At 68.7% G+C, this 17,650-nt stretch carries 9 protein-coding genes; 3 read left to right on the forward strand and 6 right to left on the reverse strand.

Annotated elements, in window-relative coordinates; translation table 11 throughout:
• Positions 1-2,295: 2,295 nt before the first annotated feature.
• The 6 genes from csb2 to ACZ56V_RS19410 form a co-directional block, all read right to left on the reverse strand.
• Positions 2,296-3,792: a type I-G CRISPR-associated protein Csb2 gene (gene csb2, locus ACZ56V_RS19385; protein WP_468943718.1), complete on the reverse strand. Its 1,497-nt coding sequence runs from the start codon at positions 3,790-3,792 to the stop codon at positions 2,296-2,298.
• Positions 3,789-4,796: a type I-G CRISPR-associated RAMP protein Csb1/Cas7g gene (gene cas7g / locus ACZ56V_RS19390; RefSeq protein WP_468943721.1), complete on the reverse strand. Its 1,008-nt coding sequence runs from the start codon at positions 4,794-4,796 to the stop codon at positions 3,789-3,791. The genes csb2 and cas7g overlap by 4 nt, the downstream gene beginning before the upstream one ends.
• Positions 4,797-4,822: 26 nt before the next feature.
• Complete coding sequence (gene cas8g1 / locus ACZ56V_RS19395; protein ID WP_468943724.1) at positions 4,823-7,018, reverse strand: type I-G CRISPR-associated protein Cas8g1/Csx17; 2,196 nt, start codon at positions 7,016-7,018, stop codon at positions 4,823-4,825.
• The gene (cas3g, locus tag ACZ56V_RS19400; protein WP_468943726.1) at positions 7,015-9,519 is read right to left on the reverse strand and encodes a type I-G CRISPR-associated helicase/endonuclease Cas3g; all 2,505 of its coding nucleotides are present in this window, start codon (positions 9,517-9,519) and stop codon (positions 7,015-7,017) included. The genes cas8g1 and cas3g overlap by 4 nt, the downstream gene beginning before the upstream one ends.
• A gap of 76 nt (positions 9,520-9,595) precedes the next feature.
• Positions 9,596-14,266, reverse strand: coding sequence for an ATP-binding protein (locus ACZ56V_RS19405; protein WP_468943729.1), 4,671 nt, complete (start codon positions 14,264-14,266; stop codon positions 9,596-9,598).
• A 523-nt stretch (positions 14,267-14,789) separates the two neighbouring features.
• Positions 14,790-15,293, reverse strand: a complete 504-nt coding sequence (locus ACZ56V_RS19410; protein ID WP_468943732.1) for an HNH endonuclease signature motif containing protein — start codon at positions 15,291-15,293, stop codon at positions 14,790-14,792.
• Between the two features lie 504 nt (positions 15,294-15,797).
• Between ACZ56V_RS19410 and panD the strand changes: the two genes are divergently transcribed.
• Genes panD through ACZ56V_RS19425 form a run of 3 tightly spaced genes read left to right on the forward strand, consistent with a single transcriptional unit; the run spans position 15,798 to position 17,318 of the window.
• Positions 15,798-16,217, forward strand: a complete 420-nt coding sequence (gene panD, locus ACZ56V_RS19415) for an aspartate 1-decarboxylase (RefSeq protein WP_356369499.1) — start codon at positions 15,798-15,800, stop codon at positions 16,215-16,217.
• Between the two features lie 33 nt (positions 16,218-16,250).
• Positions 16,251-16,595 carry a GNAT family N-acetyltransferase gene (locus tag ACZ56V_RS19420; RefSeq protein WP_467382091.1) on the forward strand — a complete coding sequence of 115 codons (345 nt, stop codon included), beginning with the start codon at positions 16,251-16,253 and terminating at the stop codon, positions 16,593-16,595.
• Positions 16,596-16,649: 54 nt separating this feature from the next.
• The gene (locus ACZ56V_RS19425; protein WP_468943737.1) at positions 16,650-17,318 is read left to right on the forward strand and encodes an aspartate/glutamate racemase family protein; all 669 of its coding nucleotides are present in this window, start codon (positions 16,650-16,652) and stop codon (positions 17,316-17,318) included.
• The last annotated feature ends 332 nt before the right edge of the window (positions 17,319-17,650 follow it).

Below are 17,650 nucleotides of genomic sequence, written 5' to 3' on the forward strand. Positions count from 1 at the left end.
CCACACGACGTAGCGCGCGAGACGATTCGGTGCTCGTCTGGCAGCGGACCGATCGTGGTCATCGGCCTTGAGACCGCCCTCAAGCTGCTGGAAGGGGACTTGAGTGATGCGCACGAATGTTCGCTTATTTTTCAGCGTGGGCAAAGCCCGTACCTGCGATGGGGCCGCGCCCGGGCAGGCCGCAGGCAGTAAGCCTCGGCCAGTAGCAGGACCAGGTTCTCCTGCCTGCGATGGGGCCGCGGCGTCAACAGGCCGCGGACAGCGCCTAAGGGCACATGGTGTGCGTCCCGGGAGACGTCCTGCGATGAGGCCGCGACTAGGGAGGCCACGGACAGGGGCAAGCTGGGCATCATTATGGATCAGCGCCGCATCCTGCGATGGGGTCGCGGCCAGGCAGGCCACGGACATTGTGTAACGGGAGGGAGGGATGAACACGACTACGCACCTGCTATGGAGCCGCGGCTTGGCAGGCGAGGGACAGGCCAACTTCGTACCGGCGGTGGACAGGGTGCCACACCTGCCACGGGACCGTAGCTCGGTATACCGCGGACAACTCACCGTCACCGTCCTCGGGAATGACAGGGAAGTACCTGCGACGGGGCTGCGGCCGGATAGGTCGCAGACAGGGACCATTGTCTTGTCGAGGACCTTGCAATCCCCGGTCCTGCGATGGAGCCGCTGCCGGGCAGGCCGCGGACAGCAGGGCATGGTCAGCCGGAGCGGGAGCACGTGGGCGCTGCGATGGGGCCGCGGCCAGGCAGACCACGGACAGCCCTTGTCGAGCAGCCAGATCAGGCGGTACGACAGCTTCCTGCGATGGGGCCGCGGCCGGCCAGGCCACGGACAGCGCCGTCCTCGTACTGCGGGTCCATCTGGACCTGCACCCTGCGATGGGGCCGCTGCCGGGCAGGCCGCGGACAGTGTGGAGTTCGGGTGGCGCCAGTACACGCCGTACTTTCTGCGATGGGTCTTCGACCCGGCAGGCTGCGGACAGAAGGACAACGCCCACAAGGTGGCGCAGGCGGAAGACCTGCGGTGGGGCCGCGGCCGGGCAGGCCGCAGACAGAATTTCACCGGCGGCGTTGGTGACGTGATCAACGTCCTGCGATGGGGCCGCGGCCCGGCAGGCCACAGATGGTTCCCCAACCGTAACGCAAGCGCCACGTTCAAGCTCCTGCGATGGGACCCCGGCCTCGAGGCCACGGGCAGACCCGGCGATAGAACACATGTCTACCTGGTCCAGGTCCCTGCGATGGGGTCGCAGCCAGACAGGCCGTAGGTAGAGGGCGAGCTGGCGCTGCCACAGCGGACGGGTGGTCCTGCGATGGGGCCGCGGACAGCCGGCAGGCCGGTCGACTCCTCCAGAGCCTTCCACGCTCTGCGATGGGGCCGCGGCCGGACAGACGGCGGACAGGCCGAGGATTCCCGAGCTGACCAAGTACCCGACCTTCCTGCGATGGGGTCGCGACCGGGAAAACCGCGGACAGGTGAGGGCACGCTTCAGAATGGAGAGCCGGGCTTTGGACTGCGACGGGGCCGTGGCCGGGAAGGCCATGGGCAGATCCCCCTGTTCCTGGTTGGACATCTCGAAGCCTATGCTGCGATGGGGCCGCGGCCAGGCGGGCCACGGACAGCACTGGCACGCCGCGGAGAACGGGAGCCCAGACGACCTGCGATGGGGCCGCGGCCGGGTGGCCGCGGACAGAGTTCCTCGTCGTCCCAGACGCCCAAGTCCTCGTTCTTGCGATGGAGCTGCGGCTTGGTAAGCCGCGGACAGGACATCGCCCCGGACATGCCTGCGTTGGTGGTGTTCCTGCGATGGAGCTGCGGCCTGGTAGGCCGCGGACAGGATCGGCCACATCCGCGTCAGCGCGTGGAAAGAAGAGCTGCGATGGGGCCGCGGCCAAGCAGTCCGCGGACAGTACCGACCGCGCACCGTACCGGGGTCATCCTCTGCGTCCTGCGATAGGGCCGCAACCAAGCAGGCCACGGACAGTGCCCAGTGCGGGAGCACGGCGACCTTCTGCTCCTGCCTGCGATGGGGCCGCGGCCGGACAGGCCGCGGACAGTCTGGTTCTCAGAGATTTGCGGATTCTCATCGAGTAGCTGCGATGGAGCCGCGGCCCGGTAGGCCGCGGACAGGCCGCCCCACAGACGCGCGATGCCGCCGGTCTCGATCCTGCGATGGAGCCGCGGCCTGGTAGGCCGCGGATAGGGTGCGTGAGCTGCGGGTTCTGTGTCCGGCGTGGTAGTTGTGTCGCTCTCCGGCGTGGACAAGTGTGGCGATTTCGGGCATTACGCTTCGGCGCGTTCCGCGTGTCGCTGGTGTGCTTGCGGTTCCGAAGTAGGGGTGGGGAAAAGGAGCCCCAGGCCGAAGTGACTGTACCGGCCGAGGGCGAGTGGCCCGCTGAGGGGTTCGTCAAAGGTGAGATGGAGTCCTCGGCTGGGTCGGTTGTCGTTGCGGGTCTCGCGTTTTGTCCAGCGGTGCTGGGTGTAGAGCGGCCAGTCGCCTTGAAGAAGCTTGCTCTGGGCTGGGGTGGGGTGTTGGCGGTGGGCGAGTTCGCGGGCCGCTTCGGCGGTGAAGAACTCGGTAAGTGTCTGGCGTTTCTTGGGGTGCCGCGTTGGGATGAAGGGGGTGAGGCTGGTGTAGCGGGTGGCGGGTTTGGTCCATTCGGCGGGGAGGACGTCGGTTGCTGCGCCGTAGGCGGTGATGCGGAGGTGGAGGCGGCGTGGGCCCGGGACGCCTTCCGGGACGCCGATGGTTCCGGTGGTGGCCTGGTGGATGGCGTCGAGTTCCTCGGTGTCGAGTCCTCCGGGGGTCCAGATGATGATTTCGTCGATGCGGCGGTCGTGGTTGGTGTCCCAGGGCAGGAAGTGGGCGTGGTGGTGGCCGGTGAGGGGCGTGCCGTCGGCGGCCTTGCCGGCGAGGTTGCTGTGGCGCGGGGCCTGCCTGCTGTTGCCGGGGGTCAGGGGCTTGATGCAGCGGGATCGGAGTGTGTCGGTGAGCGGCAGGGTCTGGGTGAGTGGGGGAAGTGCGGGGCCGTTGATGGTGAGCCGGACCGCCGTGATCTTCTCCGTCTTGCGTTTGGCCCTGGGCCGGTGCGCTGGTGGCGGTGCATGGGGGTGGCTGACGGGTGTCGCGTAGGACAGGAGCCGGCTGCCGGGTGGGTAGAGCAGTGAGCGGGTTCGGACGTCGGTGGGGCGCATGGTGAGCCCGTCGAGGTCCAAGGGGATGGTGGGTGCGAGGAGTTCGAGGTTTGTCCACCCGTTGGGGGCGAGGTCATCGTCGTTGAGCTGGACGGCTGGGGTGTGGGTGTCGGTGGGGATGTCGTCGGCGCTGGTGAGCAGGCGGGCTTCGACGATGCTGTCCGCGCGGCCGAGGTAAGGCAGGGATTCGGCGAGCTGGGCCAGCGTCTTGGTCTGGTCGGTGGTGAGGTCGCCGGGCCATTGGACGTAGATGGTTGCGTCACCGCCTAGGGCGGCGAAGGCGTCCAGGGCGAGGTCGGTGCCTGCGCTGCTGCCGGAGCGATGGGTGCTGTCGGGGAAGTAGTGGCGGCTATGGCTGAGGTGGTGTGGCGGGATGCGGTAGGTGGGCGGGGAGGACAGGCGGGTGAGGACCTGGTGGACTTGGTCGGCGTCCAGGTCGGGGCGGCGTTCTTTCCAGGTGGAGTAGAGGGCGCGCAGGATGCGCCAGAGTGAGGGGGGTAGTTCGACGGCGCCTTCGTTGACGAAGTGTCCCCAGGGGGTGGCGTGGTATCGCTTCCAGGGGAAGTGCAGGGCAAGGGTGATCACTGGGCGCCGCCTGCGGTCTTCTTCTTGGGCTTTGCGCCGTTCCACAGCACGGTAAGGGCGCCGTGGGTGGGAAGATCGGCGGTGACCTTCGGGAGGAGTTCGGCGATCCGGGCGGTGAGTTCGTCGCGTTCGGGCAGGTCGCCGGCGTTTCCGGTGGGCTTGGCGACGGGTTCGAGGTCGCAGGCGGTGCGCAGCCGCAGGCCGCCGTCGAGGAAGCTGCGGATCTCCCACAGGGCCAGCGTGGTGAGGAGTGCGGTGCGGGGTTCGCCGAGTCCGTAGGAGCGCAGCAGGGCGGTGTCGATGGCGAACATCGCGCGGATTCCGCGTGCGGTCCATTCCACGCGGTGGAAGGGGACGGATCCGTAGCCTTCGCTGGTGCCGCCGGCCCCTTCGCTCTGGTCGCCGAGGGCGTGCCGGACGCTGTCGCTCTTGCGTCCGCCGCTGACGGCGCGGCGGACGTCGTGGGCTTCGATGACGGCGGAGACAGCACGGGTGAATCGTGGCTGGCCCCACCACGCCTTGTTGTTGAAGAAGGTGCCATGCAGGAGCACGAAGGGGTCCAGGCCCATGAGCGCGTCGGCCATGGCCGGGAAGTTGAGCGGCTTGTCGTTTTCCAGCCCCAGTCGGCTGGTGATGAGGTCGAGCATTTTGGTGCCGTCGAGGGTGGCTTCGCGGACGAAGGCGGAGGCGATCCGGTGGGCCTCGAGGCGGCTGGAGGTCAGGAATTCTTCGGGGACACTGGCGCGGTGGACCCGGATGTAGGGCAGGTCGGCGATGTGGTCGACGGGCTGCTGGGCGCCGTGGTCCCAAGCGGTGGCCTCCAGCCGGTTGGCCATGGACTGCACGGACTCCACCAGGAGGGACGGGGTGGTGCTGCCGTCGTCGGCAAAGGTGTCGAAGGTGCCGGCACCGATGTCGGGGAAGCCGGTGGGCTGGAAGGTCGACCCGAAGGCCGGGCGCAGGGGGACCTCGAAGCGGATGCGGTGGAGATCGGTGGTGATCACGGAGTGTCCTTTCACATGCACGGTCTTCAGGTGGTGACGGGGGAGACCTTGTCGGGGCAGGTTGCGGTCGCGGCGCTCAGCGCCTTGGTGCGGTCGCGAGTACGGACGCGCATCAGGAGTGCGGCGGCCAAGCGGGTGCCGTCGGTGTGGTGCACAGCCACGGCGTCCGCGCGGTCCGGTGGGCGGCCGACCAACGGCCGGCATCCGGCGAGTTGCAGCCGCAGCAGGGCGTCATCGAGAACCCCGGCGGGGCCGGCAGCGATCAGGCGGGCGATCCAGTCGGGGCGCGGGCGCAGCGTGGCGGTGAAGGTGACGGGATCCGGTCCCCAGGTGGAGACCAGCCGGAACGGGCCGGTGGCGAAGAACGGCAGCAGCACGGACAGCACCGGGTTCAGTGCGCGACCGTGGTGTGCCGGAGCTGGCTGGCTGGTGGTCCAGCCCAGGGCCATCAGGCCGCGCAGGTAGTTGGCGGTCAACTCGTCATCGCACTCCCCGTCCATGAAGCTTTCGAGGACCGGGAGCGCCACGGTCTGCCCGGCAGGGAATTCCGCGGCGGGTGGCTCCGTGTCATTGACTGCGGCTTTGAGGGTCTGCAGGCACAGGCGGTGGGCCTGGGCGAGTGCCTGCGCGAGGGTGGAGCCGAGGAGTTCGGTGCCTGTGGCGGGGCTATCGGCCCACACCAGATGGTCCCTGCTGCGTGCCACCCGGGTCAGCAGCGGCCGCAGCGCGGGAATCCTGAGATCGCTGCGGGTCTCGGCGAGGGAGGCCAGAGCGGAGGCCAACTGCAACTCCAGTTGGCCGGCAATGCCGGGCGGGGCATCCCAGGTGCGGGCTTGGCGCGGCTGGTAGGGGGCGATGTCCTCTCGGAGGCGTCCGGAGCGGGCGACCGCCTCGTGCAGGTGGCCGAAGGAGATCACGAAGCGGGTCATGGCGGTGGTATCGCTGCCGGTGATGGCGGCGAACAGGGCTTGATCACACTGGCGCAGCAGGGCGGCCACTCCTGCGGGGATCTTGTCTTTGCGGCGCAGCCGGGTCAGCCACACGTACGGCTCTGCGAGCAGGGTGTGCTCGTCGCGTAGGGCGACGGGGACGTCGGGGGCCCGGATGGCGATGGGGTTTTGGCCGAGGCGTTCGACGATGACGAAGCGGCGGAAGGCGGCCAGATTGCGGTCGACGCCGAGGGCGGAGATGGCCAGGGCGAACAGCAGGCCGTCTTTGGCCTGGGCCCCGGCCCACCGGGCCCGGCCCTCACCGAAGAGCTGTTCGAGTTCGGCGAGGTTGGCGGGGCGCTCCCACAAAGGTGCCCAGATCTCGCCCTTGGCAGTCTCCCCGGCCGAGGCGGTGGGGTGCCCGATGGGGGTGGCGTGAACGCTGAACGGCCAGGCCGCCCCCGGCTCGGCAGCGTTGCGGCGGACCGCGGCACTGGCGAACAGTAGCAGTCCCTCGCAGGTCAGAATGGTGCGCCAGGGGTTGACAAAGCCTTGCTTGTCGGGTTCACCCCAGATGGAGGCCAGGACTCCTCCAGCGCGGCCGGGGTCGAACTGGCCGACGGCTCCTCGCCTGTACGGGATGTCTTCGGCCCCGGTCAGGGCGGCGCGTACCCATGCGGCGGCATGGATGTGGTCGGCTTTGGGGCTGAGGACCAGGGCGAGATGCTGGAGGTAGGTGGCGGACAGCTCCTGGCGGCCGAAGTTGCCGCCCGTGCCGGCCACCGGGTTGAAGTGGACATCCGGGCCGCTGAGGACGGCAGCCACGTCGATCCAGGGCAGTGCCTCATCGGGGAAGGCGTTGCGGCAGAGGCTGATCACGGATTGCTTGTGCTGTTTGGCCCACAGGCTCTCACCCGCCCAGCCGCGCGCACGCCCTTCAGCCACGACTTCGCGGCCTGCGGCGATGGCCTCTCGCAGTACCGTCAGGCGTGGATCGTGGCTGTTTTCGATCTGGGCCAGGGCTCTTTCGGCTTCCACGCTCTTGCCGTTGCCGGCGAACCCCGATCCGGCGTTCCACGGGGAGACGATGGGGCTTGGTTTGTAACAGCTGACGAGCCACGTGGTCAGCTCATCGATGCTGGATGCGCTGGTGAGGACGGGAAGGTCGTCTGCCCAGCGTAGTCGTGTGGTGGTGTCATGCTGGGTCGCCAAAATGCGCAGCAGGCCGAGGGCACTGAGGTAGCCGCCCAGTGTCGTGGCGCGCAATCCGCGCAGCGGAATCTGGATACTCACCACAGCACCTCCTGCTCGAATGCACCCGCCGGTGCGGGAATCGGAAGCGGGGCGGCCGACGGCTGCTCGTCCGGCGCGATGGCTTGGTCCTGCGCAATCTGCGGTGTGCGGTACGCCTGGCTGGCCCGCCAGTCCGCGACACGCACGAGTGCCTCCAGCAAGGCCAGGCGAAACGGCCCCAGCTGGGATAGAAGTTGGGAGGTCCGCTGCGTCCAGGAGGGAGCTTCTTGGGGACCTCCGCCAAGAAAGAGCACGGACGGGTCGACGACGATGCGCGGGAGCACCTTCCCGCCCGGCAGCTCGACCGGGCCGACCTCCTCCGCCGGTTCGACGCCCAGAACCCGGGGCGGCACGCGTTCGGCCTCGCCCGGCATGGAACGCACCGACACCCGCACCTTGCCGTGGTGCGCTGCCGCAAGGTAAGCGATCAAGTCTGAGTACTCGTTGCCGGCCAGGAGGGTGCTGTCCGGATGCAACAGTGTCAGCGCACTGATCAGTTCGTGCCGGAAGTACTTGCGCTCGTGCCGGCCCATCTGGTGACGCGATTTCGCCCAGGGTCCTTCGCCCGGCGGCTGCTCGCCTTCGGGACAACTGCGGCGGATCGTGTTGGCGAACACGGAGTGCGCCTTGCCCAGGTCGTGATAGCGACCGGCCAACCGAGCGGCCTTCAGGTGTCCGGCGGACAGCCCGTCCAATGGAGCCAAGCTCCCTGCCAGCAGCCCGACTTCCCGTTCGACGTCCTCCAGATGCTCGATCAGGTCTACCCATCGGTCGACGCAGGAGGCATCGTCCTTGCTCATGCCGTCCGGAACCCTCCCGGTCCGGACGCGGGAGGTCACCGGGCCTCGGTGCTTCAGGCCCCACCCGAGCTTCGAGTCGTACCAGCCCGAGGCGGTGGAGGTCAGCAGCACGGCGCCGGGCCGGATGTCCGTGAACTGGGCACGCCGCCAGGTGCCTTCCGCCGCGTCCAGGACCCACAACGGGCCCAGAGAGTCCTTCACGATCGTCTTGAGGTCCCGGATCGGCGCAGGGCACAACTCCTCGCGGGCAGGAAATGTCTCACGCTCGCCCGGCCTGCCGTCCGCCAAGTCACGCCACGCCACCAGGGCCGTAGTGTCCTGGCCGTCCCTGATCCACTGGGAGACGTCGATGTCCGCACCGCTCAGGTCCGGCATGGTGTCGAACAATTGCAGCAGATCACGGCGCCGCAGGACCGGGTGGACAACGGGCTTGGAGACGACGGGCATCTCCTGGAGCCTCGTCGAAGTCACCCAGGTTCCCTCCAACGAGGTGAGCGCCTCCACCGCCGTCTCGACGTCCTCCTGCTCATACGGTGCGTACTGGCCCCGTCCGGAGGGAGGCGTGGCCCACAGCAGGTTGGCGCCTTCCGGGAACTCACCGGCGCGGTTACACCGGCCGGCCCGTTGCACCACCGAGGAAAACAGAGCGGCCTCGGTGAACAGCACGCGAGATGAGAGATCGACGCCGGCTTCCAGGACCTGCGTGCTGATCACGATCTGACCTGCTGCAGACAACGGAGCCTTGAGCTCGTCCATCAGCCCCTCCCGCTCGGGTGGCCGAAAACGGGAATGCAACAGCACCACTTCCGGTCCGCCCCTACGAACGAGTTTGGCCAACGCCGCCTGAACCGCCACGGCGCGTTCTACCGTGTTGAACACAGCGATCGTCCGCGTCCCCGGCACGTGACGCGCGACCAGGACCTGCGCGACTCCCGCCGGGTAGGCCGCCGCCAGCTCGGGCACCTCCACCCGCTCAACCTGCCGCACCGCGTTCAACCGCACGGCCAGGCCACCGACCCGGTCGTCTTCCCCCAGTTCCACCACACCTCGCACCTCGCGGTGGTCGGGCGTGCACACCTCTTGCGGCGCAAGCGTCGCCGACATCCACATCGACCGCGACGGCGCGCCCGTACCCAACTTCTCCCGCAACCCCTGCAGCTGCGCAGACGTCGGCAGCCCGGGTCCCATCAGCTGCGTCTCGTCAAAGACGAACTGCACACCGTTGTGAAGCAGCCCGAACGACACCGGCCATTGCGCACGCGACTCCCCATACCCGCGCATCAACAACCGGGACAGCAACATGTCCTGCGTTCCGACGAACACCGCGGTCGGCGACGGATCCATACGCCACGCGTCATCGTCGCGGCCCTCGCCCCCCATGAAGACATGGACCCCCACCGCCCCGGCTAGGCCAGCGTTGGCAGTCCACTCCCGTACCACGGCCGCCGTCTGCTCGACCAACGACCGCAGCGGCAGAACGAACACCAACCACCGGGCCTCACCGGCGCGCACTGCGGTATCTGGATGCTCCAGGCGGCGCCACAACCAGGGCAGAACCCCAGCCGCTGTCTTACCCGCCCCTGTGGGAACCCGCAGCAACTCCGGCAGGCCCTCCGCAGCAAGCCGCTCCTGGTACGGATATGGTCTCGCATCCACATCGTTCATCGCAGCACGAAACAACTCTACGAACGTGCGCCTCACGCACACCCCTCCTCAAGCACAGTGCAGTTGGCAGCTAGGCCGCACACTGACATGCCCCACTGACAAACCAGGGGTGTCACTTCGTGCCGGGCCACTCGTACATGGTCGATTCCACTGACAGGTCCCGTACGCCCTTAAGGCGGACGTCCGTTGGCGGTTCGACTTCGAAGCGGTGCACAGGGTCGTTCACCAGGCGGAGGGTCGGATTGTCGGCGCCCTTCTCCAAGTGCGAAGCGATCACGAGCGTGTAGTTTTCACGCTCGGTCCAGGCCCGTACGAACTCCGAACGCGTAAGTGACAGCTCGCTCGGGACGGCACGTCCGTGGGCCTTGATCTCGTAGTAGCGTCCGGTCGAGTCATATGCGTCGGCGCCCACGCCCGACGCACCCCGCTGGTCGTCCAGCTCGACACCCTGGTCTCGCAGGATCCGGCGGAGCGCCTGGATGACGAGCTCCTCCTTGTCGTGGTCTTCGTAGCCGAGGGGTGAAGCCTTGCTGCTGGGCGGGGCGCCTCCGGGCCTGGGCTGGGGGAGTGGGGTGCTGTGTCGGCGGTGCGCAGGTCTCCCCGCCCCCGGTGTCCGGGCAGGGCTACTGCCCGGTGTGGACGGCACTCCAGTGCGGGTGACCTTGCCGGGCAGCACGCCGAAGACGACCGCGTCCACTAGGGGGCGCGCGACCGGCGCGTGCTGCGGACCGGACTGGTTGCCAAGCCCGGGGCTTCCGGACACGGGCGCTGAACCGGTTCGTGGCGGCAGGATGAAACCGATCGGGCCAGTGGGGACAGCCGGGCTGGTGTTGTTGTTCCGCTGAGGGGTGGTCTTCACATTCGGCGTCGGCGCGGTGGGAGCCACAGGGGCCAGCTGTGCACGCCGGCGTAGTTCTTCGGCGAGCCGTTGCCGCTCCTCGCGGTCTCGCTGTGCTGCCGATGTGAGCGCTGTCCCGGCCTCCGCCTCCACCAGGCGTTCTTCCCAAACGTCCCGCCAGGTGTGGCCCACGCGCGAGCGTGCTTCCGCGAAGTGCGCGGCGATCGCCGCTCCCGCTCCCGACTTGGTGGTCAGCGCCGCGTGCGAGTCCAGGAACAGCGTGTTGCGGCCGCGGTCGATCTGCGCGTCGGCGGGGAGCGTGATGGGCTCGTGGGTGGCTCCCGGATCGATGCGGATCTGCAGGCCGGGGAGCTGCCGGACTTCCAGGTCCGCCGGCCAGGTCCAGCCGGTGAAAGCCTCCGCCGTTTCGGGCTCGTCGCGCACCAGAAGGTCCTGGAGCGCGGCGACTCCCCGCCGGAAGTCCTCGGTGACGCTCGCGTCGACCGGCTGGTTGAGGAGTGCGCCCTCGGCCGCGTTCGCGTCTCCGGTCTCGTACGTGACCTGGGCACCCGCGACGTCCAGGGGCGTGACACGCAGCCGTTTGAACAGTGCCGTGAACTGTTGTACGTTCCCTCCCGGCTTCCACAGCGGCAGACGGCCCGTCAGGGCTCGCTCGACCCCTGCGTCGGCCACGGCGAACACCGATCGACCCTTGCCTTTGACCCAGCCGGCCGTGGTCCACAGCGGCAGATTGCGCAGCCTGCTCTGCAGCCCCGGCGGCATCGGCTTGTCGTCGGAGGAGATCATGTCCCGCAGGCGACGCAGAGCATCGAGCATGACTCTTTCGTCCTCGGCGTCGGGGGCGGCACCGGTCCCGGACATCTCCTTCAGCACGTCGACGAGGTCATCGAGCCCGGGTTCAGGTATGCCCAGCGCCTGCCATAGAGGGTCGACGTCCATCCCGGTCAGGGCGAAGGGACGGAACCCGCGCAGGATGGCAGGTCCCCGGAAGCACGAGCCGGGCTTCATCCAGCCCTGGTCGGTCAGGACGAGGTCCTCGTACAGGAACTCGTTGCGAATCTGCTTCTCGACCGCAGCCTGGGGTGCATCTGCCGAACGGTGCGTCAGACGCCGGGCCAGGGATTGATAGACCAGCAGCGCCTCAGCCCTCAGGCTGTCCGGCACGTCGCCATGAGTATTGGTGTTGCCGTCGGCGCGGTCGCGAAGTTCCCGCAGCCGCTCCATCAGGCGCGGGACGTCGGGATTGCCGGAGACACCGAGTGCGGTGAGGACCTCCGTGCGGGTAGCCAGGGCCTGGTGGATCGCTGGGTGCAGGTATCCGGGATCATCCGGCCCATACAGGGCTACCGTATCCGGTGTACGCAGGGTGAGGTCGGCCGGCGGCTTGAGTCGGCCGTGGCTGTCTTCCAGCCAGGCAGTCTCCCGCAGCTGCCACACCCAGATGGCCGCCGTTTCACCCCTGACGTTCCACTTGTAGTGGCCTCGGGCCATTGGGACGACGGCCTGGTCCGAACTGGTCAACAGTGCGGTCAGGGTGCGTAGCAGGGCGGCTGTGCGGCGGCGTCGCTCGCCCACGTTCTGCTCGGCCGCGATGTTCTTGACCACGGCGACGAGGTCGCTGCTGGTCAGGTCGTCCAGGGTGTGGTCGGCTCCCTTGACTAGCATCTGCGACCACCGGCCCGTGACGGACCATCTGCAGTCCCGTCCGAGGCCGAGACGGGGATCTCCCGGGTACGTCTTGGTGTCCGCTCGGTAATAGACCTCGCGCACCGGAGTGAGCCGGGGGGCGTCTGCCACGCCCAGCAGCCGCAGGAAGGCCGTTCTGCTCAGACCGCCTGCCTGGGCGGCGGAGAGCAGTGATCGCGCGTAGGAGCGACGCACCCAGATGAGACCGGGAGTCTTGCGTGCCGCGACCTCGAACCGGTCTCCGTCAGCGCTCTCCAATGCCTGGGGCAGGTAGGCGGCGCCGGGCTTCACACGGTGGGACTGTTCGATCCCGTCCTTGTCATAGGCGAAGCCATTGAGGAGGATGGCCCGTCCGATGCCCGGACCGAGCGAGTCGCGTTGCTTCTTGGGCATTTCGCCGAGCGCCTGCTGCAAGGCGATGAGCCGGGCGGCCTCCGTTGCCTCGTCGCCGTCGGCAAGTCGTCCACCGGCTTTTCCGAGCCGGGAGACAATCTTCAGCACGGCTGCCGTGTCGTCGCGGCGCACCAGACAGTCCCGCCGACGCAGCCACGCAGTGACGGTCTTCGCCCAGACGTTGTCCTCCGCATAGGCGGGATGCAGGTCCAGAACGACGCCCAGCACATCCAAGGGGCCGTTGGCCCCGCCGGACGCGTCGGCGAACGCGCTCTCCGCGGGTTGCGGCCCAAGCCGACGCCCATCGGCGGTGACCAGGCAGGTCCGGCCGGCCAGCGCATGCTCGTAACCCGTTTCGAGGGCGACTGCGGCAAGCCGTACGAGCCGCGCGACGTCAGACCACTCGTAGTCGGAGAACAAGGTGAGGGCATCCATGACCCGGACCTCCGCGCGCATGTCCGCGGCGCCCGTCGTACGCCAGTCCACGAGGACTTTCCGCCAGCGGCCGCCGCTGTCGCGGACACCAGCAGGCAAGGCGTACCGGGCTTCACCCAGCCGTGCGATGTCGGTGTCGTCGAGGATTCCCGACAGTGCGGCCTCCTCGACCGCGAAATCGGACAGCGGGACCGAGGAACCATCTTGCGAGACCGGCAAGGCCAGCTTGACAGCGAGCGACTGCCGGGCGCGGTTGAGCAGCTCGGCGCGGATCTGGTCCTGGAGCAGGTTCGTCGACGCGGAGCCCGACGGGCAGGGAAGCGGAACGAGATGCCACGCTGTGTGATCCACCCTCTCCAGGATGTCGCGTACGGCGGCTTCCCACAGGTCGGCAATCACGGGGACAAGCTGTGCGTTGAGGCGGCTGTCGGCAAATCCTTCGCGGCTGGCGACGGGGTCGAACTGGGTGTGGACGCGGGCCGCCACGTCCAACGGGGCGACGGGCAGGCCGGCATGGACGCTGCCCGTCACCTTGCCCTCCAGGGGGAGCGCGATGCCCACGGGCACGACCGCGTCCAGTGCCTTGTGGCTCCGTTCCCATTCCGGCCGCGCCTCCACCTGCGCGGTGTACACGCGCCACACCGCTCCGTCAGTCGTCCGGGCGTGCCGCACCTCCACCTCGCGCTCCACGCCCTGGGCCACCAGCCGATGCCGCGCCATGTCAGCCCAGGCCAGGGTCAGTCCGGCGCTGTGCCCGCCGGCCGTTACCTCCAGAGCGCGGAGATGGCGCAGGAAGAGCAGGGAAGCGTCGTTCCACTCGTCGAACCATGCGAGGAGCTGGGCCGACGTCAGCTTCCCGGGGGCCAGGGGGATACGGAAGACGGTCCACTCGGGTCCGGAGATCCCGTCGGGGAGTTCGGGCGGCGGCGTGGGCTCGAGTTGGGTCCCCGAGAAGCGCACGTGGAAGGGGTGGCAGTGCACCTCCCACACGGTCGAGAGGGCCCTCAGCGTGGACAGTCCGATGCCGAACCGGCCCGTGGCCGCGGCGTCGGCAGCCTTGCCGGTGAGCCAGGGCATGCCGAGCGGCAGCATATCGGCCAGTCGTAGCCCGACCCCGTCGTGGGCGACCAGCATGTCGTCGGACCGCAACAGGACGCGCAGCTGTCCGGCTCCCGCGTCGTCGGAGTTCTGGACGAACTCGGAGAGGACCTGGAGCCGGTCGGTCGAGAGCGTCTCGGCGCCTTGCAACGCGCCCTCGGCCATCCTGCGGTGGACCCCACGCCCGCTGCGCAGTCCCTGATCGAAGAGCCGGACGGCGCGCGCCGCTTCCTCAGGCGTCGCGACCTCCACGTCCACAGATGCGTCCGGATCCTCCAGAAGCGTGCGCACAGCCGTCGTGAGAGCGTCCACGCCGGTATCCCTCTCCCTTGGTGCCTTGTGACACCGACAAGGCTGAGGCTGGGGACGGTTTCCCGATGACCGTGTGGGCGTAATCCAGCCATGTGCGCGCATAGTTACAGCGGGGGCTGTGATCTGGCTGTCCGCCGTCGGCACTGTGGGTGCAGAAGCGGGGCGGATGACAAGCGGCTCCGACAGCATCGGGAACGCGGCGAAAACTGATCTCGGTCGCCCCTCGATTGTCAGACCGTCCTGGTAGAGCGCCTCGGTCCATGAAAACGCCCGTCTTGGTCAAACGACTCGCCGTCCGCTGGGAATGACGCCTCGACCTCCACGACGCCTTCATCTCGCTGGGCTGCACTCATCTGCTGGCGGTGCCTCAGGAAGGCAACTACATGAACGCGTTACGATCTCCTAGCAGTAGCCATCCACCCTGGCGTGAGCTGGAGCAAGGTCAGCTTCTCAGGGAGGTCCGCTACGGCCATGACGTCGAAGTAGTCTTCGTCGGCGGGGTCGGGAACGTTCAAGGCGGGGATCATTCGTCGCTCGTCGGCGGGTCGAGCGGCTGCGCGTCGGCCCAGCGCATCACGAACTCCGCGCCGGCTTGAGTGAACTGGTAGACCTCCACCATGGGAGGCGTGCCCGTGCCGTCCCAGGGGACCTTTACCAAGTAGCCGTCCCGGATCAGGTACCAGATGGACAGCCCGGACCCGTGGGCCAGCATAATATTGGGGAACTTGACTTGCCCTTGGCGGATACCGCTGGCTCGGAGGGGTACCGCGAAAGCCTCGATCAGGCGTCGCTCGAGTTCGCCGTAGCGGCTGTTCAGTACGGCCAGGTTGGCCTTGTACTGGCGGAGTGACTTGCGGTCGATCTGGTCGGGACCGTTACCCTTGCGGCGGTGGCAGTTCGGGCAGAGCGCGATCAAGTTCTCAAACTTGTGCTCCTGCACTTTGGCCCAGTCGTCGATGTGCTCGATGTCGACAGGGTGCGCTCGGCAGGTGGGTATGGCGCAGCGGTGGCCGGATTCGATGAGCACTGCTCGCCGTAGCTCGGCCGGTATGGCGGGTCGTCCTCCTGGCATGGCGTGAGCGTAGACCGTCTGGTTCCCCCTTGGTGGACAGCCGCTGCGTTGCTGGGCGCTGAAGTGCACCGCAAGATCGTGTTATGAGCTCTATGGGGTACCGCGAGGGAATTGCCGCGCTGGTCCGCGAGCGGTTCGGAACTTGCTCCCCCATAGCAGTGAGGAAGACGTTGACCGTCTGCTACTCCTGAGCAGGCCCAACGTCGCCGACCCTCATGCCTGATGAGACGTCAGGTAAGTCAGCATCCACTCAGCATCGGCCCCTGCGGTTTCTCGCGTGTGTGCCTGGTCGGTGGCTTCGCGGCAGCCTGGCTGGCGCAAAAATGCGCAGGCGGGAAGCCTGGTCACAGCAGCGCACGATTTTCCTGAAGGTCTTCGAGCCGAAGGCATGCCGATGTACAGTGGGGGCGCCCCTGACCTGCAGAAAGCTGGCGGGGAGCCGTCTTCTAGGAGTCCAAAGTGCTGCGAACTTTGATCAAGTCCAAGATCCACCGCGCCACCGTCACCCAGGCCGACCTGCACTACGTCGGTTCGGTGACCATCGACGCCGATCTGCTGGACGCCGCCGATCTGCTGCCCGGTGAGCTCGTGCACATCGTGGACATCACCAACGGGGCCCGGCTCGAGACGTACGTCATCGAGGGTGAGCGGGGGTCCGGGGTGATCGGGATCAACGGGGCCGCGGCGCACCTCGTGCACCCCGGTGACCTGGTGATCCTCATCAGCTACGCCCAGGTCACCGACGCCGAGGCGCGGTCGTTGCGGCCCCGGGTCGTGCACGTGGACGGCGACAACCGTATCGTCGCCCTGGGCGCCGACGCGTCCGAGCCGGTACCGGGCTCGGACCAGGAACGCAGCCCTCAGGCCGTGTCGGCCTGACGTACCGATTCCGCGGGGACGAGGAGCGTGGCCGTGAGTGACATCGAGATCCGTGACGACCGGGACGCCGGACGGCTGGAGGCGGTCGCGGCCGGAGAGGTCGTCGGGCGTATCGAGTACTTCGTCCTCGACGCTCCCGAGCCGGCCGTCGTCCCCGTCCACACGATCGTCGAACCGGCCCACGAGGGCCAGGGCATCGCCGGTTCCCTGGCCCGTGAGCTGTACGGGCTCGCGCGCCGGGAAGGCCTCACGGTCGCCCCGCTGTGCCCGTACGTCGTGAAGTGGGCGGAGCGTCACCCGGACGAGGCACCCGCCGCCGATCCGGAGCTGCTGCGCGCCGCGAAGGAGTGGCTCGTGGCGCATCCCGAGCTGTTCTGAGCGGGACCAAGAGACAAGAGAACAGGCAAGCAAGAGAGAGGGACGGGGACACGCGTGCTGGCGCTCCTGCACACCTCGCCCGTGCACGTGCCGGTCTTCGACGCACTGCGTGACGCGGCGCACCCCGGGCTGGAACTGCGGCACCACGTCGACGCCGGACTGCTGGAGCGGGCGCGGCGGGACGGGCCCGAGGCGGTGAGCGCGTCCGTCGCGGCCGCGCTGACGCGGGCCGTGGCGGAAGGGGCGCGCGCCGTGCTGTGCACCTGCTCGACCATCGGAGGTGTCGCCGAGGCGGCGGCCGCCGGGGTCGGCGTGCCGGTGCTGCGCGTAGACCGGCCCATGGCCGCCGCCGCGGTGGCCGTCGGTCCGCGTGTCCTCGTCCTCGCCGCCCTGGAGAGCACGCTCGCTCCGACGGCGTCCCTGATCGAGGAGGAGGCGCGGCGCGCGGACCGTGCCGTGGAGGTGCGGACCCGGCTGGTGGAGGGCGCCTGGTCGCGGTTCGAGGCCGGTGACGGCGAGGGCTACCTGCGCCGGATCGCCGAGGCGGCCGACTCCGTGACCGGCGCCGACGTGATCGTCCTGGCCCAGGCGTCCATGGCGCCGGCCAGGGAGTCGACCAACGTCCGTGTCCCCGTGCTGGCCAGCCCGGCACCGGGACTTGCGGCCGGGGCGGCGGCCGCACGGCTGGGCCACTCGGGGTCGGCGGTTCATACGGCCGGGTGAGTGGGGAGGCGGCGGTCGGGTAGGCGGGGGACAAGTCCAGAGCCGACGTCGACCGATTGGCCGGAGGACAGCGCCATGACGAACCCGTTTCCGGATCCCGTCCCGCCCGGGCCCACCCCGGGCCCCACTCCCGGCCCGGACCCGGAGCCTCCACATCCGCACCCGGACCCGGCCTCACCACCGACCCCGGGCCCGGGCCCGGAGCCGACCCCTCCGCCTCCGCCCCCGGGCCCCGGTCCGGAACCCACACCTCAGCCTCCGGGCCCCGGCCCGCAGCCGACGCCCCAGCCTCCGGAGCCGCCGGCTCCCCCCGGGCCCTCGCCGTCGCCGAT

The sequence above is a fragment of the Streptomyces sp. NPDC034099 genome (assembly GCF_055575415.1).